Origin of the sequence: Sneathiella sp. HT1-7, assembly GCF_020731145.1 — a bacterium.
GTDB lineage: Bacteria > Pseudomonadota > Alphaproteobacteria > Sneathiellales > Sneathiellaceae > Sneathiella.
In genome coordinates, this window is the sequence record NZ_JAJFZN010000001.1 from 196,405 (window position 1) to 220,023 (window position 23,619).

16 protein-coding genes, 1 tRNA gene and 1 pseudogene are annotated in these 23,619 nt (G+C 44.7%); 10 read left to right on the forward strand and 8 right to left on the reverse strand.

Annotated elements, in window-relative coordinates:
• Nucleotides 1-71: 71 nt before the first annotated feature.
• Entirely contained in the window at nucleotides 72-1,739 is a 1,668-nt protein-coding gene (locus LKE13_RS00935; protein WP_227947810.1) for an acyl-CoA dehydrogenase family protein, read from the reverse strand.
• Nucleotides 1,740-1,794: 55 nt separating this feature from the next.
• A complete protein-coding gene (locus LKE13_RS00940) occupies nucleotides 1,795-3,681 on the reverse strand; it encodes an acyl-CoA synthetase (protein WP_227947811.1) in 1,887 nt (628 codons plus the stop codon).
• 141 nt (nucleotides 3,682-3,822) lie between these two features.
• Here LKE13_RS00940 and LKE13_RS00945 point away from each other — a divergent pair, with 141 nt between their 5' ends.
• From LKE13_RS00945 to LKE13_RS00960, 4 genes are all read left to right on the forward strand, one after another.
• Nucleotides 3,823-4,881 carry a carbohydrate kinase family protein gene (locus LKE13_RS00945; protein WP_227947812.1) on the forward strand — a complete coding sequence of 353 codons (1,059 nt, stop codon included), beginning with the start codon at nucleotides 3,823-3,825 and terminating at the stop codon, nucleotides 4,879-4,881.
• 81 nt (nucleotides 4,882-4,962) lie between these two features.
• A complete protein-coding gene (locus LKE13_RS00950; protein WP_227947813.1) occupies nucleotides 4,963-5,595 on the forward strand; it encodes a FecR domain-containing protein in 633 nt (210 codons plus the stop codon).
• A 170-nt stretch (nucleotides 5,596-5,765) separates the two neighbouring features.
• Nucleotides 5,766-6,401: a FecR domain-containing protein gene (locus LKE13_RS00955; RefSeq protein ID WP_227947814.1), complete on the forward strand. Its 636-nt coding sequence runs from the start codon at nucleotides 5,766-5,768 to the stop codon at nucleotides 6,399-6,401.
• 25 nt (nucleotides 6,402-6,426) lie between these two features.
• Nucleotides 6,427-6,978: a PAS domain-containing protein gene (locus tag LKE13_RS00960; RefSeq protein WP_227947815.1), complete on the forward strand. Its 552-nt coding sequence runs from the start codon at nucleotides 6,427-6,429 to the stop codon at nucleotides 6,976-6,978.
• Between the two features lie 18 nt (nucleotides 6,979-6,996).
• On the opposite strand, the pseudogene LKE13_RS18835 reads toward LKE13_RS00960, so the two are convergent.
• Together LKE13_RS18835 and LKE13_RS00970 are read right to left on the reverse strand one after the other, a co-directional pair.
• A pseudogene (locus LKE13_RS18835) lies at nucleotides 6,997-7,176 on the reverse strand (Arm DNA-binding domain-containing protein); the annotation flags it as partial.
• 568 nt (nucleotides 7,177-7,744) lie between these two features.
• Nucleotides 7,745-8,728 (reverse strand): hypothetical protein, encoded by a 984-nt coding sequence (locus tag LKE13_RS00970; RefSeq protein WP_227947817.1) that lies wholly within the window; start codon nucleotides 8,726-8,728, stop codon nucleotides 7,745-7,747.
• A gap of 460 nt (nucleotides 8,729-9,188) precedes the next feature.
• Between LKE13_RS00970 and LKE13_RS00975 the strand changes: the two genes are divergently transcribed.
• Both LKE13_RS00975 and LKE13_RS00980 read left to right on the forward strand, forming a co-directional pair.
• On the forward strand, nucleotides 9,189-9,569 hold the full coding sequence (locus LKE13_RS00975) for a hypothetical protein (RefSeq protein ID WP_227947818.1): 381 nt from the start codon (nucleotides 9,189-9,191) through the stop codon (nucleotides 9,567-9,569).
• A 39-nt stretch (nucleotides 9,570-9,608) separates the two neighbouring features.
• Nucleotides 9,609-11,564 carry a hypothetical protein gene (locus LKE13_RS00980; RefSeq protein WP_227947819.1) on the forward strand — a complete coding sequence of 652 codons (1,956 nt, stop codon included), beginning with the start codon at nucleotides 9,609-9,611 and terminating at the stop codon, nucleotides 11,562-11,564.
• Nucleotides 11,565-11,771: 207 nt separating this feature from the next.
• Here the strand turns inward: LKE13_RS00980 and LKE13_RS00985 are convergent, their stop codons facing one another.
• Entirely contained in the window at nucleotides 11,772-12,326 is a 555-nt protein-coding gene (locus LKE13_RS00985) for a recombinase family protein (RefSeq protein WP_415776485.1), read from the reverse strand.
• 379 nt (nucleotides 12,327-12,705) lie between these two features.
• Between LKE13_RS00985 and LKE13_RS00990 the strand changes: the two genes are divergently transcribed.
• The 4 genes from LKE13_RS00990 (at nucleotide 12,706) to LKE13_RS01005 (ending at nucleotide 20,540) form a co-directional block, all read left to right on the forward strand.
• Nucleotides 12,706-14,541 carry a hypothetical protein gene (locus LKE13_RS00990; protein ID WP_227947821.1) on the forward strand — a complete coding sequence of 612 codons (1,836 nt, stop codon included), beginning with the start codon at nucleotides 12,706-12,708 and terminating at the stop codon, nucleotides 14,539-14,541.
• A gap of 154 nt (nucleotides 14,542-14,695) precedes the next feature.
• On the forward strand, nucleotides 14,696-17,920 hold the full coding sequence (locus LKE13_RS00995) for a hypothetical protein (protein WP_227947822.1): 3,225 nt from the start codon (nucleotides 14,696-14,698) through the stop codon (nucleotides 17,918-17,920).
• Nucleotides 17,921-18,104: 184 nt separating this feature from the next.
• Nucleotides 18,105-18,767 (forward strand): recombinase family protein, encoded by a 663-nt coding sequence (locus tag LKE13_RS01000; RefSeq protein WP_227947823.1) that lies wholly within the window; start codon nucleotides 18,105-18,107, stop codon nucleotides 18,765-18,767.
• Nucleotides 18,768-19,478: 711 nt separating this feature from the next.
• A complete protein-coding gene (locus LKE13_RS01005) occupies nucleotides 19,479-20,540 on the forward strand; it encodes a hypothetical protein (protein ID WP_227947824.1) in 1,062 nt (353 codons plus the stop codon).
• A 160-nt stretch (nucleotides 20,541-20,700) separates the two neighbouring features.
• Here the strand turns inward: LKE13_RS01005 and LKE13_RS01010 are convergent, their stop codons facing one another.
• The 3 genes from LKE13_RS01010 to LKE13_RS01020 form a co-directional block, all read right to left on the reverse strand.
• The gene (locus LKE13_RS01010) at nucleotides 20,701-22,494 is read right to left on the reverse strand and encodes a site-specific integrase (RefSeq protein ID WP_227947825.1); all 1,794 of its coding nucleotides are present in this window, start codon (nucleotides 22,492-22,494) and stop codon (nucleotides 20,701-20,703) included.
• Nucleotides 22,495-22,599: 105 nt separating this feature from the next.
• Nucleotides 22,600-22,674, reverse strand: a tRNA-Gln gene (locus tag LKE13_RS01015).
• Nucleotides 22,675-22,757: 83 nt separating this feature from the next.
• Entirely contained in the window at nucleotides 22,758-23,612 is an 855-nt protein-coding gene (locus tag LKE13_RS01020) for a 4-(cytidine 5'-diphospho)-2-C-methyl-D-erythritol kinase (RefSeq protein ID WP_227947826.1), read from the reverse strand.
• Nucleotides 23,613-23,619: the final 7 nt, after the last annotated feature.

The window sequence follows — 23,619 nt, forward strand, 5'->3', positions numbered from 1 at the left end:
CCTTATGGCTATCAATTTAACGGTCTATGCGCACAATTGGCAAACAACAAATGCCTTTTGATCATAAATCATCAAGCTGCACCAGCTCGAACAAGAATTGATTCAAAATCGATATCACCAGGTAAGGTACCATAGGCTCCGGACCAGTAGTCACCCAAACGCGACGCGCAGAACGCATCCGAAACCGCCGCAGGAGCGTGCTGAACAAGAAGCGCCCCTTGCCAGGCCACCGCCATCATCTCCGTGACCCGGCGGGCGCGGCTTTCAAGATTACTGGTATCCGAAACCTCTGCGTTCAGGCGAGCCATATAGCGATCAAGCAGATGATTGCCACCTCTGGCCAGCTCAATTTCCGCAAAAAACGCGGGTAGTGCGCTCGCATCCTTATAAAGGGCACGCAGAACATCAAGGCAAATCACATTGCCCGATCCTTCCCAGATGCTGTTGACAGGTGCCTCCCGATAGAGCCGCGGCAGGATGCTTTCTTCAATATATCCAGGGCCACCATGACATTCCATCGCCTCATAGACATGCCCCGGCGTCCGCTTGCAAATCCAGTATTTTCCAATCGCCGTCCCGATACGCGCAAGGGCCGCCTCTACGGGATCCGTCTCCCCTGCCCCGATAGCGCGACCAAGGCGCAGGAAGAGCGTTGTCGCGGCCTCCGACTCCAGTGCGAGATCGGCTAGCACATTCTGCATCAAAGGCTGCTGGATCAATTTCTTCTGAAAGGCAGAGCGATAACTTGCATGGTGAATTGCTTGGGTCAGCGCCTGACGCATCAGGGCAGCCGAACCAACGGCACAATAATAGCGGGTCCCCTGCACCATCTCGATGATAGTGCGAACACCGCGCCCCTCCTCACCCAACATCAGCCCCCAGGCATCGACGAATTCCATCTCGCTGGATGCGTTGGACTTATTTCCAAGCTTATCCTTCAACCGTTGGAGAAAAAGGCCATTGCGCGTGCCGTCTGGCCGCCATCGTGGGAGCAGAAAACAGCAGAGGCCGTTCTCCGTATAAGCGAGGGAAAGAAAAGCATCCGACATCGGGGCGGAGCAGAAAAATTTATGGCCTGTCAATATATAGGGCGCACCGGGACCGGTGCGCTCACCCGCCGGACGCGCTTTCGTCGAATTTGCCCGCACATCGGAGCCGCCCTGCTTCTCCGTCATGAACATCCCCATAGTGATGCTTTTCTTCTCACTTGCCGGAATATCGCGCGGATCATACTCCTTCGCGAGCAGACGGGGTATCCACTCCTCCGCGATTTCCGGCGTGGCCCTTAGTGCAGGCACGACAGCATAGCTCATCGCCATCGGGCATAGCGCCCCGCCCTCAATCTGATTGAGAAGGTAAGAAAGCGCGCCATGAGCCACATGATTGCCATCCCGAGGGTTATTCCAGGCGAAACTCGGTACGTCATGCGCAATCGCAAGATCCATCAGACTGTGGTAGGCGGGATGGAAAGTTACCTGATTGATCCGCATACCGTTGCGGTCGAAAGCCTTCATTTCAGGCGGATACCGGTTCGCCTGGTTAGCCCATTCAAGCGTCTCTTCCGATCCCGCCTTCATCGCGAAATCAATGACTGTCCGCTCAGCCCAACCACCCCCCTCTCGAAGTAACCCTTCCTGCAGGGGCAGGTCTTTTCCATAAAGATCCTGATCTCCCAGAATGGGCGGTACATTTGTTACCTCATGAGTTGGCAGGTCGGAAATCGGACTGCGGACAGTCATAACGAAACTCCTTTCTTAGGAAAGCCAAATGCTCCTCATTATATGGCGCAAGATATCATTCCTGCCAAACCACTTCATGACGTAGCGTATAGGGTCCGAGTTTCTCCGCGATCTGGCCGCCAAGTGTTGCCTTGTCTCCTCCGGTGACTGTAATCGTCGCCACGCTACCATGCACAGGGTGATTATCGACATTGACCGCAATAGAGACACCATTGCCGTTGAGCGTTTCAAGCTCGGCTGTGAAAATCTTCACCGCTGCGTCATTGCGCAAGGTTGGCTTGAATATCTTTCCAACACCCGTAAGCGGCATTTCGTCAATTATTGTCAGATCCGCAGGATTGGCCGCACGCTCCGGGATTCTTTCACGGGCAAAATCCTTAAGTTCATCCGGTGTTGCAGTCGCATCCGGCTTTAGTTGGACATAAGCCACTGGAATCTCGCCAGCATAGTTATCTGGTCGGCCAACCGCCGCCGCAAGTTCTACTGCCGGATGCTCATGCAGCGCCTCCTCTATGATGGAAGGATCAATATTATGTCCGCTCCGGATAATGATATCCTTTGCACGCCCGGTGAGCCAGATATAGCCTTCGGCGTCAATGCGCCCCAAATCACCGGAACGGAGCCAGCCATCCGCCGTAAAAGCAGTTGCGTTATAATCAGACTGTACGTAGCCCGGCGTTACACAGACGCCCTTCATGATAATCTCACCGATTTCCTCCGGCTCCGCAAATCGGGTGATGTTCCCGCTTTCATCAATATGAGCAGCCTCAACCTCTACAAAGGGGAAACGAAGGCCCACAGAGCCAAAGCGCACTTCACCGTTTTGTGGCTGCATGGTGGTAAAGCAGGTCACTTCGGTCATGCCGTACCCTTCAAGCATTGGCACCCCGGAAAGATCACTGATCGCTTTCAAAACCTCGACAGGGGCAGCAGAACCGCCGGTCAGACCCGCACGGAGAGAACTGATATCAGCATCGCCAATCGGAACATTCAGAAGTGCGGACATCATCGTCGGCACACCGCCTAGAACTGTGACCCCGTATTTTTCGACAAGTCGCCAGTAGTTGCCAATGATTAGTGGATCACGAAATCCTTGTGGACTGCTAATCACTAAGGTTGCGCCATTTATCATGGGCACCAATCCAACGACTATTGAACCACTGATATGAAACATCGGAAGTCCTGCCAGCAGGCAATCCGCCTCCGAATAACCAAGGCCAAATCCGCTCATCGCGATTTGGGAGAGCTGCATCCTGTTTGTATGCGGTGCGAGTTTTGGAACACCGGTCGTCCCGCCTGTATGATAATAGCCGATGACATCATCCAGCGCGTCATTGCGCGGGCCGTTTATGGCACTTGAGTCCTGCTTGGCGATCATCTCATCATACGGGAAGATTTTCTTCCCGTCGCATTCCGCACCGCCGCCAAGGACATAGACAGCCTTGAGATTTGGCATCCGCTCTATGACATAGGCGGCCTTCTCCCAGAGTTCCGGGCTTAATGCCTGTCCCGTTGCGATCAGGATTGTGGCGTTAGCCGCTTCTGCAATGCCAAGGATATGCTCGGGCTCCAGCAGAGGATTAACAGCATTTACTGTGCCGACTGCTTCTGCGCCAAGCATCGTGAAATAGGCCTGTGGGCATAGCGGGATGAGGTAGGTTACAGTCTCTCCTTTTACGAGACCCGCAGAGAGGAAGAGATTGGCAGTTTGATTGACCTTAGCAAGCAAATCACGATAGGTGATTTCCCGGCCATCGCCCATCGGATCCCCGGGCGGCAATGTGATCAGAGCTGGCTTATCTCCATATTGCTCAACCGCCGCGCAAAATACGTCGTACACATTTTGGTGCGGAACCCATTCTTCAATAGGCGTTTTCTCAAATTTTTCGACATCCGCAAGGCTGGCAAATGGCAAGTTGAACTTGCTGATGGTTTTCACCATTCTTTTTCTCCCATAGTCATCTGTTAGTTTTATTATTATGAGGATGTTGTTTCATCCTTCTGTTGATAGTCATGATGCCATATACAAGGTAGGATACAATCAAAAATTGAAGCGAATAAATGGCAAGGTTAAGATGTTAATATGAAAACATTTTCCCAGTTAAACGCATTGACGATCGGTTCTGCAACGATTGATGTCATCGCTTCGGTTGACGATCAGGATATCGAACGGATGACAATGCATAACGCCACGTCGTCTTTTCTCCTGCTTGAGGAAGGGCGGAAGATAGATGTAAGTTCTATCAAGTCTTCGGTTGGCGGCGGCGGAACCAATTCAGCGGTCGCTCTCGCGCGGCTCGGCTATCAGACAACGGCTCTTGTGCGGGTTGGGAATGATCTCGAAGGCAAAAAAATTCAGGAAGTTCTATCCATGGAACAGATCAATACTGATCTGATGATCAAGGACAGCGCACTCCCTACAGGTCAAGCGATTATGGTCATGTCTCATGTCCGCAATCCCACCATCTTTACGAACCGTGGCGCCAACATCGCCTTCTGCGAGGATGAGATTGATCCGGCGCTTTTTAAGGGCCAGAACCTTGTTTATATTGCCAGCCTGTCTGGCAACTCCGCCGCATGCCTGACAAAAATTGCTCGCCTTGCCAAGGAGGCGGGCGCCTTTGTCGCCACCAATCCCGGCATCCGCCAAATCACTTACTGGTCCGGTGATATTGTTGAATCGCTTTCCCATATTGACCTGCTTTCTATCAATGCGGTGGAGGCGGAACAGCTCGCGCTCACCCTGTTGCCTAAGGGACAGGCAATGGCTGACACTAAATCTTCTGGAGAGGGGCCTGTTTTGCTGGAAAAAGGCTTGGGTGGACGAACATTCGAGAGTTTTGTTCAGGAAGTGTGCAAGATCGGCCCCAAAATTGTCCTTGTTACCAATGGGGCGGAGGGTGCATATGTAGGAACGCCGGACGGCATTCGCTTTCATCCTGCGGGAAAATCCGAGGTCAGCAATACGGCAGGTGCCGGCGATGCATTTGCCACAACTTTCTCTGCCTATGCTGCGATTGGCGCAGATTTGGACATATGTCTCAAGGCCGCGACGGCAAATGCCCTCTCTGTTATCGCGGCACCCGATACGCAAAGTGGATTACTCATGAAAACCGAGATCAACAACGCCATGTGTGCCTGATCTCACAAATGGCTGTGAATTGCTTAGTACCTTTTTAGTTCTTGTTTTACAAATTAGGCAGAACGTAGGGACGACAATCACATGCTCAAAAATCTTATAATAGCTATTGGAATTTTGGTTTTCTGTGCGGCTTACGTACCCCTCACTGCTTTGGCGGAGGATGAAGTCGTTGCGACAGTTACACGGCTTAGAAACACGGCTGTTGTCATTCGAAAGGGACAGCAATTAGATGTTCAGGCCGGCCATAAACTGCAAAAATTTGATGCCATAAAGTCGGGCAAAAATGCCCGGGTAGAAATTATTTTCAATGATGGTACGAAGCTATATATCGGTGCAAATTGTCACATTGTTATCGACGAATTTCTGTTTGACCCTGATAAGAATATCGGCACAACAATCCTTCGCGCATTGCAAGGACCATTTCGCTTCATTACCGGCCGTATCGGAAAGGTTCAAAAGCCCCAGGTCGTCGTTCAAAGTCGCTTTGGCGTCGTTGGCGTGCGCGGCACAGATTTCTGGGCGGGTCCGTCACGTGGCGTTTATGGTGTCCTTCTGCTGGATGGGTCGATCTCAGTCACCAATCCGTTCGGCCAACGCATCCTCACAGAAGCAGGAACCGGCGTCAACCTGACCAGCAATACCGCACCACCCGGCGAGGTAACGGTGTGGGGCACCCTCCGCGCACAAGAGGCTCTGGATGATGTCGCCTTTTAGTTAGCCGCTATCTACAGTTCCCTTATTTCCGTCGTCTCGCGACAAACTGCTGCTGTAAGTGATCTATTCACACGGTCGCGTCGTAAAAATGTTAATCGGGTGCGATAACGCGCTAATAAAACGCGATTAACAAAAACTTACGACCAATTTGGAAGACTTAGGAGAGTGGTATGTTCAAGAAACTGGCTTTGGTATTGTCGCTAACAGCTGCGCTTGTATTTTCAGTCGCGGAGAACAGCATTGCCGCGAATACCGAAGTCGGCACAGTCACTCGCCTTCAAAGCGATGCAAAGATTGTCAGAGATGGCCTGGCAACTCCCATAGAAGTCGGGTCCGTGATACGGGAAAGCGATGTAATAAGTTCAGAAGACATGGCCCGTATTGAAATCACTTTCACGGACGGGACAAAATTGCTTATCGGCGAGAATGCTCGCGTCGAAATCGATGAGTTTCTTTACGATCCTGACAACAATATCGGGACGGCAATTATCAGCGCCCTGCAAGGTCCTTTTCGGTTTATAACCGGAAAAATCGGCCAATTAAAAGAAAAACGCGTTGAGATAAAAAGCAGTGCCGGAACGATTGGCGTGCGCGGAACTGATTTTTGGGGTGGACCGTCACAGGGAACTTATGGTGTATTCTTGTTTGAGGGGACAATTGTTATCTTCAACGCCGAAGGCGGGCGGATAGTAAGCACCCCCGGAACCGGTGTAGATATCGACGGTATCGATAAAGTACCGGGAGAAATCACCGTTTGGGACGCTTCGCGTGCCCAGGCTGCACTTGCGACTGTGACTTTTAGGTAGGGAATAAATCCCGCTTGGGAATTAGATGGAGCGACTAAAGACAGATCTACCGATTTCGTCCGAAAGCCTTGTGGAAATACGGGATTACTGGATGGATCTGAAGCAAAGCAGATTGATGCCAACAAAACAGCAATTCAATCCCGCGGCTATAGTGCGCCATCTTCCCCATGTCGTGCTCGTAGATGTTTTTCAGGAACCGTTACGGTTTCGATATCGCCTCTTGGGAACCAAAATCACAGAACTGGCAGGGCGAAACTCAACCGGAAAATGGCTGGATGAGGATCTCTACGGCGACAAAACCGATGATGTAGTGTGGATGTTTAGAAATTGCGCGTCATCCAAGCGACCTATTGCGGTCCGAGAGCAAATCCAGTTTGTTGATCGATCTTGGGTGACTGTCGACGTGGCCGCTTTTCCGTTGGGGGACACAGAGGGAAATATAACGGTGATATTGAGTGTGGTCGATTTGACGCCTGTAGACGCAAAACTCCCCGCCCCCGGAACGACATTTATTCTCAACTGGCAGACAACCGAAGCGACGTCCCAATCTTCCTCGGACACTCAGACCGTATCATAAAGCTCCGCGAAGGGTTTGGCTGATTTCTGGATATATCCCCAGAGCCAGGAGCTTTTCCTTACCGACGAACTGGTATTTAAAACGCCAGTATTTGCTGCCATTGGGCTGGATCTCCAGATACAGGCCTTTTCCATCGGACAGCTTATAAGCTTTTTCCTTCGCTCCTGCCCTCTTGATTTTGATATCGGTTAGCGGCATTTTTGGGGGGGGGGGTACATTATTTTTGGCATTTTCAATGTACCCCCAATCTTACCCCCAAATTTTTTGGATGCAAGAGGCTAATGTTGGACTACATAAGACGCGAAAACAATACAAAGTATTGTTTTAGTTGATTATTTTTGATGGTATTGGATTGGGTGAAATGAGGTTCTGGCTGGGGTGGCAGGAAGCGCACCATGAAACCTATTTATCCAAATAATTCAATAGTTTAAAAAATTACTGCGAACCCAAAAAAAATGATTTTGTACTAATAAAATGGACCACGTCAAGAAAATATATGTGCCGTAAAGACTGACCCGGAGCCATTTGTGTCCAAAAGCGTTTGATTGGTGAAACTTCGACTATACCTCAGAACATATGCGCTTGTTTGAATCCCGAAACATTGCTCAATGGTGGAATTGATTGGTAGGTAATAGAGCACTGTTTTCCATGCGATTTCTTTATATCTGTTGGTTCATTGAATCGCAAAAACAGAGTAATCGGCAAATTCAATTTTCGGGAGAATACAATTTTTATTATGACTCTATGATGAATGCATCACACTGAATTAGACATCGCTCGGAAAATCTACTCCAGGAACAAATAATTTAACATCATCGCCCTCAACCATAGTAATGTCTGCCTCGTTGCTGTAGGGCTCGTTAAATTGTCCCCGATGTCCTTTAAAACTCCCACATGCTGTATTAAAAGTTAAGCTTTCGCCAATCAAATAACAGTATCGCGCAAAACCTGCACCGTAGAGCCCGTCACTGCCTTTAGGATAATTTTTATATTTTTCAGAGTTATATTTTGGGTCAAGGAGGCTAACAAATGCTTTCTCAGCGTCGGCAGTCACACGCTTTTCGTCGATTTGAGGAAATATATCTTCGTCTTCAAAGATGTGCTCAGACTCGTAGGTGTTAACTTGCAATACATTTATATCAAACAAAAATATAAACGTTTCATCTGTTGGTCTTGCTCCTGGAAAGCGTTGCGGTTCATTTGCCAAAATATCCATACGGTTTTTGTGCCCTCGCTTTAAAAGACGATCAAAACTATCTGTTTTCTTAGCAATCCCAACGTATAGAAGATCATAAGTCGCCAGTTCACGGTACTGATCCAACCCCTCAATACCTTTTCGACCATACGATTTATCCCAGAGAAGCTTCTCCGTACTGAACCATTCTAAAACATTAGAACCAGGTTGTTTAATAGGACCATCCCATATTCGAATATACTTTTCGCCTATTTCTATTTCAATTTCCTCAGTATCGGCATTGATTACGTTGACCAAGTCGCCAACATTTACTGTGCAATTATCTTCTATAGTATCGCCAATAGAAAACTTGAACGAGATAGCACCGTTATTCTCATTGATTTCGACGTCTATAAATTTCGCTTCGGCCCGACCACCAATCATATAAAAATCACTATTCCTGAATAGCTCTACGACTTCTGGATCGTTTTGCAACCAAACCGCCTCTTGGTTGCTAATCGGCGGATAAACCAACTCGAGTTTTGAAATTTTTGATTTAGTAAATGTTTCGTTCATAAACACAGTCCTTACCGAGAAGATATTTGCCGAGCTTAGACTAGGATTTGGACTTATACCATCGCCTGATTGTGAGACGGCACCATTGTGAGGGGTTTTGACAAAGCATTTAACGACGGGGGATCAACCCGCTAATGCTTCTCATAATGCGGATTAGGCGATTGAAGATGTTGAGCGTAGCATTGATGACTTAGTCTTGCGACATGAGTTATTTATCGATTGAATTGTATGGTCTAGATACCGGTAAAAATGTATTTATTGGCATCAGAAGCCCGACATACGCTCTTGTCATATTCGGTAGGCCAGACCGAAAAATTCGGAAAATAAAATAATATATATAATAATAATAACAACTTAAATTATTATTCTTTCCCAACCGGAACGAAATTATCTAGCACAATTTATCTCTTTACAATTTATATTAGTTTTCTATTATTAATAGAATATAGAGGGTATTTAAATGAACATAAAGCTTACAGGACTCACTTTGATGTGGTTCTCTGTTGTTTCATTTACTGCGATAGCAGAAGAACCACAAATCAAGATTGCCCAGCCCGGACAAAATATAACAGTCTGGGACGGGTGGAATGTTAATGGGAAAATATATTTGAAATTGGATGGCGGCGATGGTTCCGACTGCGCCAAACTTTGGTGGATCACAATGGGCGTCAATTCAGATAGTTGGGAAGTATGTGATAGAGCGGAAGTGAATGTTGTTCTTCCACTGATATATGGCGAACTTAGGGCTGGCCATTTTACTAGGAAGACGGCAATTGCTGTAAGTGATTCAGTTGTTGTTGCCTATTCTCAAGAGCTCTGCGGCAAGATTATCGAATGTTGATATTCTCTCGACGGCCGAATTCAAAATAAGGGAACTTCGATGAAAATCAAACTTGCAATGCTCTTGTTAATTTCTCTGCTGGTTTCTGGCTGCGGGGATCCAATAAGTGACTATGTAAATAGTAATTTTCCTCCTGTTTCCATAGATGAGCAGCGCGAGAAAGCAGTAATTTCAGCAGTCACGGCAATTCAGAAACTCCAAGAACCTAATATTGCTCTTGGTCTTTCCCTATCTAAGGCCCGCGAAATTTTGCTTACTGATGAGATTAAATCGGATGGTGTAAAAGACCTTCGTCTCTCAAGTTCAAACCAACTAATGAAGTTAGAGGTGGATTTCGAGCACGTATTTACCGGAAAAGAGGGAAGCGCGGCCATTGGCGATAAATTGTTGACGCAATTTCACCCTATGGTTTCGGGAACTATGACACTTTATGCAGGAATAACAAGTTCGACCCAAGATCAAAATGACAATACAACTTTCATAAACCTAAAAATCCTTCCGGCATTCGAAAGCTTAAAACTTTCGAAAGTTGTGGTTGCTGACGATTATGATGCCATACTTCTTGGCGACGCTATTATTAGTATTTTAAAAACATATGCCAATAATGTATCGGGAGAATTGTCCAAACTCTCAATTATGGATTTAGAGGTGCCGTCTAGATTTACTGACACAGTTGACCCAAATCGGTTAATTCAGATAAAAAATACAGACGTCAGTGGCCAGGTTCAACTAACCGGAAATATCGTAACTGCGCCATTAAAATTACTCGGTATTGCGGCCCAGATGGACGGCAACCGCATTGTCGCACTTGGGCAATTTGCAAACGTTGATCAGCCTATACCTTCACCCCAAGAGGATGGCACAAAATCGAGCAAAGACGTAGAGGAATTGTTTTCGAACATTGTCAATAAAGTTTTTAAGGTAGATACTTATCCTAATGGTCTTTGGGTTGCGGTGCGCAAAGATCTAATCTCCTTTACCGCAAATGACGTTTTTAGGCAGGCATCAATATGCGCTTCTACGCAAGCTAACATTGCTGTTCAAAGGTTCGCGGAAACAATCTCTTTTCCTGACGAACATTCTGTCGATTGCACCCCTACAAGAGATTGCACTCCAACAAGACAGTGCGATTTTACTGAAAGCCACGACGATAGGGAATGTAGCTCATGTGCAGACGTACCATGTCCATCCTTTAGTGATCCTCTTAAGTTTTGTTCTAAATGTATCAATAATCCCGTTTGCGAGGCACAAAAGGCAGCTCAGAATGTAATATACCATGCCGACTATTTGGCTAAAATAGCTGATTGCGAACGTCTGAAAACTACGGAAAAAATTTCGTGTGAAGCGGAAAAATCGGGCGAAAAGGCTCTTTGTGAAACAGGAAAAGAGATTTTATTCAAACTAGCCAGAACTGGCAAATTTGCCAACCTAGATGGGGCTTTTAGCGGCAAAGCAAATATTAACATGTGCATTCGCGACTTTGCATTTTCGCAAGACTTGAGCCAAATTCATGCGGCGTTGGGCGTCGAGGGATCAGCTGATCTTGATGTTTCTTTAAAATTCGTGCCGTTAGATATAGTCGGTCATCTGGCCTGCCAAGTTCCTTGGACAGAAGAGCAAAAGTTCAAAGCGACTGTACCTCCTCAGTTCCTAGTCATTGAGACTGCCATTAAGTTTAACAATGATAGAGACGAATTAAGCTACAATTTTAGCGTCGCGGAGAATGAACTTGATTTTTCGATTTCTCCTGGACCCACTGAGTTTTTGCTAACAAGTGAAAACATGGCACTTGCATGTTCGGGTTTAAATCTCGCGAAACCTTTACTGATACCGGCAACAGCTTTTATTCCTGAATTGAAAGGCAATTTTAAACACAAAATAGAAGCTATGTCAGTGACTACGAGCTTTAAGTTACCTTCAATTAAAATCAACAATAAAACACTTACAGTTAACGTGTCTGAAACTGATAGGGCCATACTACTAAATGGAAAATGAAAGGAATCTTGAATGACATTCAGATTCTTAAATATTTTGCAAATTACAAATAAAGTCACAAATCTCACCGAGAAATTGGGTGATATTCACTTTCCCGACGGCAATATCCGAGACCCTTTAACCCACGCCGTATATAAAAAACCTTGCAAAGTGAATACATCAGCCTTGTTCATCTTTGCTTGAGAATTAAATATTAGGTAACTGAAGTCAAAAAGATGAACTGCTTAGAATTCGGTAGACTGAAGCTCTGCCAATTCCGAGCTCTTTGGCAATATCAGATGGTCTAACGCCTTCCGAGAATAGTTTCCTAACGTCCATAGCTTTTGCTCTTGCCGTCGGTTTCCTCCCTTTATACTTCCCTTCGCTCTTAGCTTTGGCTATGCCCTCCCTCTGCCTCTCCAGCATGATTTGTCTCTCAAACTGACTAACAGCCCCCAGAAGATTCAGGACGAGCTCCCCAGTGGCATTGCTGGTGTCTATTCCAAGGTTAAGTATTTGAAGATGGGCGTCCTTACTCCGAACCGTTTCAACAATTTCCCCAAGATGCCGCATGGATCTGGCTAGGCGATCAAGCTTGGAAACAACCAATGTATCTCCCTCACGCATATAGTCCAGCGCCAGAGCCAGTTGCTTCCTCTGGGCAACAGAAGAGACTTGTTCCTTGAATATCTTCTCGCAACCTTGTTTTTCCAGTTCTTCTATTTGAGATTCAAATCCTGCAACCTGTTCCAATGTCGATGTACGCGCATAACCAATTTTCATAAGTTCAATTTCCATTATGTATCAATAGATACAAAACTATGTGGGAATTATGTCTCAAAATGCAATATTTATTTATATGAGACGCAATTCAGCAACTGTGGAAGTGTCTCGTTTGGGCAAGGTCTAATGAGATAGACAGAGCTCAAGCTTTTTAAGTTACCAACGGGAATAATTAGACTAAGCACTCTCAAGCCTCGGCATTTTTCATGATGTATTAAACCATTTAAATATCAATTAATTGATGTGCCAGAATACTAACTGAATATAATACTCTGAGATCACAAATAATCTGGCAAACTAATATATGGAGAATTGGCGCATTGCTAATCTCGTTGTTTTGCGAAACACCGATTGAAAAGGGAGCATTAGAGGAAAATATATGATGCAACAATTACTGGAAAATTTCCGTAAATTTGTGCAATCAATTTTAATCCAATTTCGAAGGCTATTCATGAATCTTCAGACAACAAGCATTCTAATTCCCGAAAATATACAAACTGAAAAGTTGCGTAAATTATTGGCGTCTGGCAACACAAGCTCTGCTGCTGAGCAAATTCTAGTAAGTGAGCGTTATGAAAATGATCGATTTGGGCCAAACTATGAATATGCCCATATGCTCATGGCAGCCGTTCCAGAAGAATGTCTTGACGCCTTTGGTATTCCACGCGAGGCCGGTGAAGGCGTGGTTGCGCATTCGACGCCCTATGTAACGGAGAAAGGCGGTTGTCGTACCTATTCTCCCTCTGTGTCTGGTCACGACTATATTATCGCGTCTTGGGGAACAGGCTCATACTATGGTTTTAGCTTAGCCGACAAAGTATGGATGACGCTTGGTTTAACTCCGCGTTCTATAGGTGGAGATCACCAGAAACTGATCTACGATGATTTGGAGAAGCCAATTTTTGCTGTAGCGCAAGGCGAAGTCTCAAACGAATATTATTGGATACAAAAACGAAACATTCGCTGGACGATGCGTAATGACTATCTGCGAAAGTATCTCTGGATGCGCAATCTGATAGGCGTGAGAGTTTTTTACTACGAGACCAACCTTGATGACGTGCCTGATATACGACAATTAATGAACGGGCAAACAGACATAACCGTCAAATCGGAATGCGGGAAACTTGAATATCGACTGATGGAATATATGGGTCGAATACGCTTGCAAGTGACGGCTGCAGTTCCATGCGTAGATACCGCGTTATGTAACGCCCCCAGTGCTGATGGATTATTGTGGCCCGGTCATAAATTTCCTATGACCCATGCTAAGGCTAACGCTCTTATTCTCGGAGAGCATATTTTTTTAAAAGACACCTTCCTTGAACGCTATGAACAAAATAGTATCTTTAATACTGTACCATTCAAGTATGGAGAAACTTGGTCCTGTTGTCCCTCTTATGGCGGCCAATGGGGCTTTACAGAATGCATTCGTGTCGGCCGCAATCTCATCAAAGTTCCCATTCGAGAGCTTTACATGCCAAAACCGGATGCTGAAATTTGTCATGCCCATTATCATTCGATTAGTGAACTTGAAGCAAAAAGCTTTGACTTAGATCAAGAACATATTGTTGAAAAAACAGATGCGTTTCTTGGTGAACTTCTGCGCCTTGCAGATAGTTTATTTGCTTTCGCAAGTGAGCTGGGAATCTCGACCTGCCCGGCGGTACTGTGCGGTTTCGATCGACATGAAATTAGTAAAAACGGATGGACAAATTATCCAAGATTATGCGAATTGGCGCAAGTCGCACCTTTAGAAATGACCGAAAAAAAGTTTTTATCCCGCTGTAAACTTTTGAATGAAACAATACAAAAAATTCCCAATGGTAAAATCCGGAAGATATTAATTGCTATGGGAGCAAATGCTTGTGACATTAAAAATCTACAGTCGCTTAAACTACTTCAAGGACTTTACACAGTTGTCGATAAATTGAATGAGAATGGCGAGAATTTACAAGCGTTAAGAGGCGGCGCAATTAATATTGACTTGTTAGGTTCTCAAAAAGCAATGGCTCCACTTTTCGTTAACAACGACCTTCGTAATGCTGATGCCCATGCAAATACTCAAACAGTACAAACCTGTCTCACAAGTCTAGATTTTGATGTTGCTTTATTGAATGATGGATATGGGCTGGCGATGGATTTTATGTTTGATCAAGTTACAGAGACACTAAAAATTTTCGCCGACCAATGTGAACAAATCCTTCAAAGGGATTAAAATCACAATCAGAGATCCAACATATTCCATCTGGTAAACGGCAACGCCATTGCTGTAAGCTTCTTCAACCTGCGCAAGCAAGAATGAATGTGTCCGACTACATCGAAAAGTTCTATAACTCGACATGAGTACAAGGGCGAGAAGGGGATTAGAGATGGGGAAAGATGAAGCGGCAGAACCTAGAAAAACTGATCCTGCTTTAGCGAAGAAAATTTCGCCTTCTCAATTTATGAGGGAACTTCGCCCGGAGTATTATTCCGACACTACGGATCGCGTAGCGTATGTACTAGAAGCCCCAACTCTAGAATATCATCTTGAGACGATTACTGAACGAAACCAGACGCAAGCTTTTGAATTGTTTTGCCGCAAATTATGCGAGCGTACAATATGCCCTAATTTGCGTTCGCATACGGGGCCGGACGGCGGTGGTGATAGTAAAGTTGATACCGAAACTTATCCCGTTTCTGAAGAAACGGGATCGCTATTTTATGTTGGCGAAGCCAACTCTGCCCATGAAAGATGGGCGTTTGCATTTAGTGCTAAGAAGACTTGGCCTGCTAAAGTTCGTGATGATGTAAAGGGTATTATTGAAACGGATAGAAATTATAAAAGAATAATTTTTGTCACCAGTAGATTTGCGAAAGATAAAAGCCGAGCAGGCGTTGAAGATGAACTTTCGAAACAGTATGGAATTCCTGTAACGATTCACGATAGATCATGGATCGTAAAAGAAATTATTGAGAACGACCGCAAAGATATCGCATATAATTTTCTAGAAATCGGTGAGGTTAGAAATGCCCCACTCAGATTGGGACCAACAGATTACTCTCGGGCACAACAATTAGAAGATATAGAAAAGTCGATTGATGATCCCGACGCGTATCTTGGAATGGAACTCCAGAGAGTTACAGAGGCTCTCGTCGCCGCTAAGCTATCTAGAAATCTAGAACAATCGCGTTCGGACATCGACGGCCGTTTTCTTCGTGCAATTCGGTTGGCGAATAAGGATGGCTCGTTCAGACAACAATTGGAAGCTAAATATGAACATATATGGACGGCATTTTGGTGGTTCGATGACTTTCAGTTTCTAAAGGATTCATACGAACCCTTTGAAAAAATTGCGCTTGAATCTAGTCGTGCAGTTAATTTGGAGTTTTTATGCAATTTATTACAACTCTTTATTAATTCAATTGTTCACGGGCATATGACGCGTGAAGAAAGCAAGCTAGACGAGCGGCTTGAAAAATTGAAACTAGCGTTAGAGTGTATAATCGAGAATAAAGATCAGCCGAACAATAGTTTAGAAGCGGAAGCCTCTTTACTAATCCTCCGAATGAATCAGATTTTTATTGATGGAAATCATGACAAATTGCCAGATGTTTGGAGAAATTTTGTAGAAACTTTGGAGAAGGCGAGCGGGCTCGGAGAATTCAAAGCTGATCGTTTTGTAGAAATGATAGAAGTGGCAGGCGCAATTGCGGGGAATGACCCTGTCTATAACGATCTTGTAGACAAAGTGGCAAAATTTGTTTCAAACCGTAAAAGTGAAGCTGAAGGCGCAATAGTGCTCCTTAATCGCGCAAGGAAACTTGATTTCTCGGAACCATTGGAAATCATCCGTCTCTCGGGTAAGGCTGCAATTGGCCTCTCTAAAAAAGAGTATACTGATCAACTAATTGAAGCATTAGAACTTCTAACGCTTGCATATCGACGAGCAGGACTTTTGTGGGCTGCACGTGCAGGCTGTATTTCTCTTGCGACATCTCTTGTTGTCGAAAGCGAAGAGGATAGCATACTGCCTGCGAGCTTTGTCCCAACGATGAAGATTTTCGCTTGGATTGCATTGGAGCTTCATCATTTACCAGATTTTCTTTTTGCAATTCAAATGTTGAATGGCGCACTAGCCTCACTTCCGTTGACAGAAGATTCCCTCGATAGAGCTAATGAGGACATTAAAGAGCTGGATCTAGCTTTAGGTAGCCAATTCCTGAATCTAAATGCGAAAGAACTTGAACGGCTGGAATGCTTGCCTGACGTACTAGAAGCGCTGGGATTGTTCATGGCACGCTCATCTCTTCTTTATATACTTGGTTATATGGATGCCCTGCGCACTGAGGGGTATGTGCCTAAAGAAGAGACGGATGAAGGGGCACATCGAATTTTCTCAATGTTGGCTAGTCAACCAGTCGGTCAGAACCAACAAGGCTCCTTAATTTTGAATACAGAGGATATCCAAACTTTTAGGACGGCCATAATCGGTATGAATGTCGAGATTAGTAGCAAAGGTAGTCTCCAAGCCATACTTGTAACCGAGGCCATTATGGGCTCTTTAGAAGCGTTTTTTGCGACAACGATTGAACAGCGGATTTCTCCACACACTGAAAAGATAAGCATCAATTTAATTGTGAGCGACGAAGTATCAAAACCGTCACTTCAGTTGAAAGCGATGGATATGACGGTCGAAATCAAGTGGCCTCGAGCACTGTCTCAAACAAATTTCAAGCAACAAAAAGAAGTGCTTAGTTTTTTGGCTGAGGTGTCAGGCACAGTTCTTGCTGCTACATGCTACGTGAAAGAAATAGATATGCTGTTAGACAAACTCTATGTCGACGAAGCCGTACAGCATAGGATGGCAATAGCCGCGTACGTTTCGACCAGCTATAATAGGTTCGCTTCAAAAAATACATCGCGAATATCTGACTGGCAAGAGTTGGTAAAAAAAACCTACGAAATACGTGCCGAACGACCGACTCTTACCACTATCGATCTGAATAAGTTAATTGATCCGGATTCGACCGAGAAAAAAGATGATAGAGGCATTTCTGATGAAATGAAGGACCATCGTACAGTTTCTGTGCGATCAGTTATCAATGTACCTGCATGGGATCAGGCGCGATGGAGGGGGACAGGTTTTTTACAGTCTGATCCAATTCAACCACCCCATTTTGCTTTTCTCTTTGAAGACAAAGCAGGTGCTGAAAAGATTTTTGAAGGTTGGCTAGCGCGATTTGGCAAACATGATGAAAATGACGAAATTTCCTTGTCCATAGTGCGTCATTTGCCCCTTCAGAATAAACACCATTACTATGTTTTTGTATCTTCCAAACTTTTGGATACAGACGACCCTGACATTGGGAAAAGAATTGCATTTTCTTCTCGGTATATGATGATGACCCCCGACAACGATATTAATTTGGAAAGATTTTTGGAATCTTTTCACCGAGTTGGAGCATTCTATTTATTGCCCGCCATAATGAACAAAAATGGGCCACCAGAGTTTCTCGATGATTTAGCAATACTGAAACACGAGCTTTTTGTGAAATTGGCCAAGGATGTTAGAAAGAATGATGTCGAAACGATTGTGTTGCGTGATACCTAGCATTTCAATTTAATTTCGTTTTGGCATAGTTGGAAAACCCTTAGTTCCAGTCAGGTTGTGACATCTAGAAGTTACGAAAAGTAAATTGAATATATGTGCGTTATTCCTCTTGAGGCAGGCAAAGGTTGCCTGTTATCACAAACCAACACGTCGGTGTTGGTTTGTTAAATAGAGGAAAATGAGAATGCAAAACGGATATGTGGGCTATTTCCGGGTTTCAACGGATCGGCAGGGAAAAAGCGGATTAGGATTAGAAGCCCAGCAACATTCTGTGGAAATGTTCCTCAACTCCGTCGGAGCAGAATTGACCTCTTCCTTTACTGAAATTGAAAGCGGAAAGATTGACCAGCGCCCTGAACTGGATAAAGCAATCAAATATTGCCGTAAAACCAAGAGCACATTAATTGTCGCAAAACTGGACCGGTTAAGCAGGAATGCAACCTTTCTCCTGAAATTCGATGATATGGTCAAGAAAGCCAGCATTAATCTCCACGTCTGCGATCAACCCCATCTGGATCGCTTTACGCTGGGCATTCACGCCCTTGTAGCAGAACGAGAGAGGGAAATGATATCAGAGCGGACAAAAGCTGCCCTGCAGGCTGCTAAAGCCCGTGGCGTGATACTTGGAACAAGGAATGGGGCAAAGCTGAGTACCAAAGGTATTAAAGCAATCAGACTGAAGGCCAATTCTCATGCGGAAAATATATCTGCGATCATTGAACAGATAAAAGCATCTGGTGCAGAGACATACCAGCAGATAGCAACTGCACTAAACGCAAGAGGAATTCCAACAGCACGAAACTCCGACTGGCATCCTGAAACTGTCCGTCGCATTCTCAATAGATAGAACTTTATCCTTCGCTAGAAACATTCCAGCACCATCGAGTATTCATTAGACAAACAGTGATCCTTTCCAAGGACCTGACTTAATCTAGAAACTACGCAACAAATCTCAGGCCCTAACAAAAAAAACGGCCCCCCGCCCGTAATACAACCGTGGTCCCCCGAGAAAAATAGAAGAAGTTTTAGGGGGGCTAAAGGAGTCGGGATTTAATATATTTATATCAATCTCTATGTATCAAATTTATATAAATATATCGATTTTTATATATTTTGGGGCCACTGATATAAAAAACATACAAAAAAACAGCCTTTTTCAGCTAATTTCGCGACCCTGAGCACATATTTATGTGAAAATTATATAAAATTACGCTTTTATATTCAAATGCTTATCCAAAATTCTATATCAAATCGATATCAAAACCTCTTCATTATACCCTCTTCTTTGTGTCAAATTTTTCTGCCCCCTTAAGGTTACGCTGATTTTTTCTCAATTCCTTTCGAAAAATTTGAGCTTATCCACATGGCTAACCGAATAAATAGTAGCAACTTCACAGCGCAATTTTGCGACTGAAGAATGGACCGGTAATGAAGATAAGCTCATGTGAAAAACAATATCCAACCGAGTAGAGCATTTATTGGTTCTAGAGACTTATAAATTCATGCCAGTATAATCTCCAATACATCGTTATCTACAACAAAAGAAAACATAATTTTCATGGCAAAAAGTTCAAAAACCAGGCTTCCCATAGCGTATGCACGCCCGCAAAGCACTCGTCAACGGCGCAGTTTTCTCAAGTTTTTTGAATTAGCAATGACCGGAAACTATGATTTGGACCGCATTTCCCGTATAGTAAGTAGCCTCTCATACCTCACAGGATATTCTCCACCTAGATGGACAGATTTAACCTCTAGTGAGAAATTTGTAATGGAACAAATAGTAGGTCATTTCTTTAAGATTAATTTTTCTATCACTTTCAATATTAGTGATGAACAACAACAAAATTGGATATCGAAACATAAAAACCTCACTATTGGATTCAAAAAGGAAATTCTTCACAAAGTCCGACACATATTAGGAAAGCACCCTACTTACTGGCTGGTAGTTGAGCCAAAGGTTTCTCGCGGAAAAAAAGCTAAGGAATATGTGGATAGGATAAACTCTCCTCGGAGATTTGATATTCATGCTGGGTTTTTAGTAGACAAGACTGATCTTGACCGATTTCAACAGGGATTGAGTAAAAGAGCAGCGGAGCTAAAGCTAAAAACTCCTAAACCATCCGGCGCGTTGCTCCCCAAAAAAAAGAAGCAGAAAATTCCATATCCCTTATTCCTCAAAGGGAAAATGGTTCAAGGCGCTTATATTGTAAATATTGGGTGGGCGACATACTCGTCCAAAGCTATTGCTCTGACTAAAAAAATGCACACGGATCTGACTGGACCGACGCCTTTTGGAAAATCCAGAAATCTAACGCATGCGGCAAAAGCAGCATACGAACAAATTAGGATTGATGCTGCAATATACGAGATTCCTAAGCCGTTACTTGCCGACCTGGAGAAACTTTCGATATCGCCTACACGGAAGTTCAAACGCACCCACAAATCTCTATATGAGCCCTGCCAAAAACTACTGGACAATACTATAGCGGGTTTAGATAAGTCATTATCACCAAACGATGATATTGAACAATTAGAAAAAATTTCCCATGCAGGAAAGGCCGCTGTAATTAACTGGGCCATAGATCAAGTTACTATTTTGGCACTTGGCAAAACAGATTGACCTAATGCTAGGATCGCTCCTAATTACCGTCAGCAGTACCGATCACTCAGCAATTCGCCCTGCAGTCGCCAGCTACTATTGCCTCGTAAAATCAAAAAAACACTCCCAGGCACGCTTATCGTGCCATTTAGAGCACGTTAAAAGTGACTTGTTCGTACTCTCAGTTGTCAGCAGCTTTTTCAGCGAATAATTTCTCAACTTCTGGCCACTCTAACTTCGCTATCGCTTCCGCCAGATTTTCGAGACTGAACCCCTTATGATAGACAGAGGTAGTCATGCTTTCACCGGAGTCATGCCCAACTAGAGCCTCGACTATTTCTTTGGATACGCCCTTATTGAGTAGCTGTGTAATGAAGCCGTGTCGAAAGGAGTGATAATCTACTCCTCTTTCAAAAACCCCTATTTCCTGTCGATATCGGGAAAACCATTTCGAGAATGCAAAGCCATATTTGGTGTCTGCACCTCCCGGTCTTAGTGCTGGAAAAATTGATCTTTCTGGTTCAGTCATAATACGATCTACGTAATCCAAAAAGCCAAGCTTCACTATAGTCGGATGCACTGGCACTCGACGCTCGGATTGTGCGTTCTTAATCTGCCTACCTCCAGCGCCGTGGATATGGAAAAAAGGTATATCCGCTTCCGACTGAATATCTGATTTTCTTAATTGCGCAAATTCTTCAAGTCTATTGCCATGATACAGCGCTAACAACGGGAGCCAGTATTTTTCGTCTTTAGTAATGACACTTCCCGCATTAGAGCGATGCACCTTTGACTTGGAGCCTTGCCAATTCGGGGAAGCAAATAAAATCTCCAAATTTGCTACAGACCACTCCTGTCGCTTATTCCTCTTCGAGCTATCCCTTTCAAATTTGTACCCAGAGGCCGGATTTCTGCCCTCATAAACGCCTTCATTCAGAAGATGCGAAAAAAACTTTGATAGGGCTCGATGATGTCGTTTCAAGGTATTAACCGCCAACGTTTCTTGAACTTTTCCCCCACCGTTTTTTATTATCTGTTGAAGTGATAAATCTCGACTTTTTATGGATCGTCCCCAGTCTCTTGGCAATTTTCTGATTAGAGAAATAAATCCGGCAATATCCGATTTTTGATATTCACTGACTGGCTTATCCCCGGCGACCTCAATGAACCTGACGAAAGTAGTCCTGTTTTGATTTACAGTTTGCCCTTTCCATTGGCCTGTTTGTATCATTTGAGCAATTACTGTTTCATAGATTTCTGAAAATTGAACGGGCCTTTTACTTCGAACCTGCTCGCTTCTCGGCTGTTCATTTGCCTCAGCTTTATTTCTCTCGGGGAAAAACTCCGCTTCTCCCCTATCCTTCATGTCCAGAACTGCTGAGAAAAGCGTATCGTTTGGTCGAAAGGAATAGTCGCCATCTAGACGTGCAAGCATAGTTTCATATGCTGCAATTTGCCCACGCTGGACAAGTCGGGCCAGTATTTGCTTAAGTGCCTGATTTTCGTTGTCGTCATCATGTAAGCTCTCAATGCCGACCGACGACAAGAAAGGCTCAATGTTTAGCGAACTGAGGGAAGTTTTATTGGCCTGCAGAGAAAATTTTTCCGCGTCTAACCTTGATTGCATCAATGCCCGCGTGAATGAGCGTGATGATTCAATTGTATTGGTTTCTTCGCAAAAAACATCCGCACTTTTCAATGAGAAATTTTCTTCCCATTTTTCTATTTCCCGTGAGAACATTTCCCTCGCAATGTTTTGGATATATTTGCTTGCTTGTCTGGGATTCATTTTTGCGTACTCGAAAAGCCGTTCACTTACCAAGTATAATTGTGCGGCGCGAATTTTAGCAAGCTTCCTGCTACCCGTTCCCAATGAGCGCTTAATTTCCGTAACGCCTATTCTTTCCTTGAATTCAGTAGGGACCTTCCTTCGAAAATAAAAGGTGCCACTTTGATTCTGGAGATAGCGTCCCATTGAGCCCTCTTGCGAACAAAAGTGTACTAGCAAAGTGTACTAACGCTAATGCACTTGGTGGGGACTCGCAAAAAGTCTAAGTATTTGAAATAGTTATATAAAAAATGGCTGGGGTGGCAGGATTCGAACCTGCGCGTGACGGGATCAAAACCCGCTGCCTTACCGCTTGGCTACACCCCAATAAGGAGCCTCTTTCTATCCAAAGGGCCGACTAACCTCAAGCCAAATTTTGAAAAAATCGGTAAAAGGCTAAATCTCCGGAACTACGGGTCCACAGCCGCCGCCTGCACCCACCAGTCAGGATGGCGCTCCAGTATGTCACGCGCAGCCATCTCAGCTGCCTCTTCTTCTTCGAATAATCCGAAACAGGTCGCCCCGCTGCCGCTCATTCGGGCAAGATGACATCCCTTCTGCTCTTTGATCGACGAAAGAACAGCGTCAATTACAGGGGCAACTTCGAGCGCAGGAGCCTCCAGATCATTCCGCATGGCGGCAAGCCCGATGAATAACTCCCGTGCTGTTCGTCCACTAAAGTCATCTGAAGAGGTTATTTTCTCCGAGATTGTCAGCTGACTGAATACATCCCCCGTAGAAGCCGAAATACCCGGATTAACTAGTAAAATATTAAATTTCGGAAATTCTCGTAGACCAGAAATCTGTTCCCCAATGCCTGACATCATCGCCGGTTTTCCATAAAGACAGACGGGAACATCTGCACCGAGGGCTAGTCCGATTTGGCCAAGGCGATTATTAGAAAACCCTATATTCCACAATACATTAAGGGATTTTAAGACAGCCGCCGCATCAGCAGATCCGCCACCGATTCCGGCCGCAACCGGTAAGTTCTTCTCTAAAACTATGCGCGCGCCTTCATTCGATCCACCTTCACGCTTCAACAAATGCGCAGCTTTAAAGGCGAGATTTTCTTCGGTACTACCAATCAATTGAGAAAAGGGGCCTGTTACCTCAAGCGTGATACTCTTGCCCTTTTTAACGGTTATCCTGTCCCCCCACTCAGGGAAAACCACAAGACTTTCGAGCAGATGATACCCGTCATTCCGCTTACCTGTCACATGCAGGAAGAGATTGACTTTAGATCGGGCGAAGGCGGTAATCACGATAGCT

Excerpts from the sequence above, each read along its gene's own strand:
- LKE13_RS00935 (WP_227947810.1), bottom strand. The coding sequence starts at position 1,739 with ATGACTGTCCGCAGTCCGATTTCCGACCTGCCAACTCATGAGGTAACA.
- LKE13_RS00940 (WP_227947811.1), bottom strand. The coding sequence starts at position 3,681 with ATGGTGAAAACCATCAGCAAGTTCAACTTGCCATTTGCCAGCCTTGCG.
- LKE13_RS00945 (WP_227947812.1), top strand. The coding sequence starts at position 3,823 with ATGAAAACATTTTCCCAGTTAAACGCATTGACGATCGGTTCTGCAACG.
- LKE13_RS00950 (WP_227947813.1), top strand. The coding sequence starts at position 4,963 with ATGCTCAAAAATCTTATAATAGCTATTGGAATTTTGGTTTTCTGTGCG.
- LKE13_RS00955 (WP_227947814.1), top strand. The coding sequence starts at position 5,766 with ATGTTCAAGAAACTGGCTTTGGTATTGTCGCTAACAGCTGCGCTTGTA.
- LKE13_RS00960 (WP_227947815.1), top strand. The coding sequence starts at position 6,427 with ATGGAGCGACTAAAGACAGATCTACCGATTTCGTCCGAAAGCCTTGTG.
- LKE13_RS00970 (WP_227947817.1), bottom strand. The coding sequence starts at position 8,728 with ATGAACGAAACATTTACTAAATCAAAAATTTCAAAACTCGAGTTGGTT.
- LKE13_RS00975 (WP_227947818.1), top strand. The coding sequence starts at position 9,189 with ATGAACATAAAGCTTACAGGACTCACTTTGATGTGGTTCTCTGTTGTT.
- LKE13_RS00980 (WP_227947819.1), top strand. The coding sequence starts at position 9,609 with ATGAAAATCAAACTTGCAATGCTCTTGTTAATTTCTCTGCTGGTTTCT.
- LKE13_RS00985 (WP_415776485.1), bottom strand. The coding sequence starts at position 12,326 with ATGAAAATTGGTTATGCGCGTACATCGACATTGGAACAGGTTGCAGGA.
- LKE13_RS00990 (WP_227947821.1), top strand. The coding sequence starts at position 12,706 with ATGATGCAACAATTACTGGAAAATTTCCGTAAATTTGTGCAATCAATT.
- LKE13_RS00995 (WP_227947822.1), top strand. The coding sequence starts at position 14,696 with ATGGGGAAAGATGAAGCGGCAGAACCTAGAAAAACTGATCCTGCTTTA.
- LKE13_RS01000 (WP_227947823.1), top strand. The coding sequence starts at position 18,105 with ATGCAAAACGGATATGTGGGCTATTTCCGGGTTTCAACGGATCGGCAG.
- LKE13_RS01005 (WP_227947824.1), top strand. The coding sequence starts at position 19,479 with ATGGCAAAAAGTTCAAAAACCAGGCTTCCCATAGCGTATGCACGCCCG.
- LKE13_RS01010 (WP_227947825.1), bottom strand. The coding sequence starts at position 22,494 with ATGGGACGCTATCTCCAGAATCAAAGTGGCACCTTTTATTTTCGAAGG.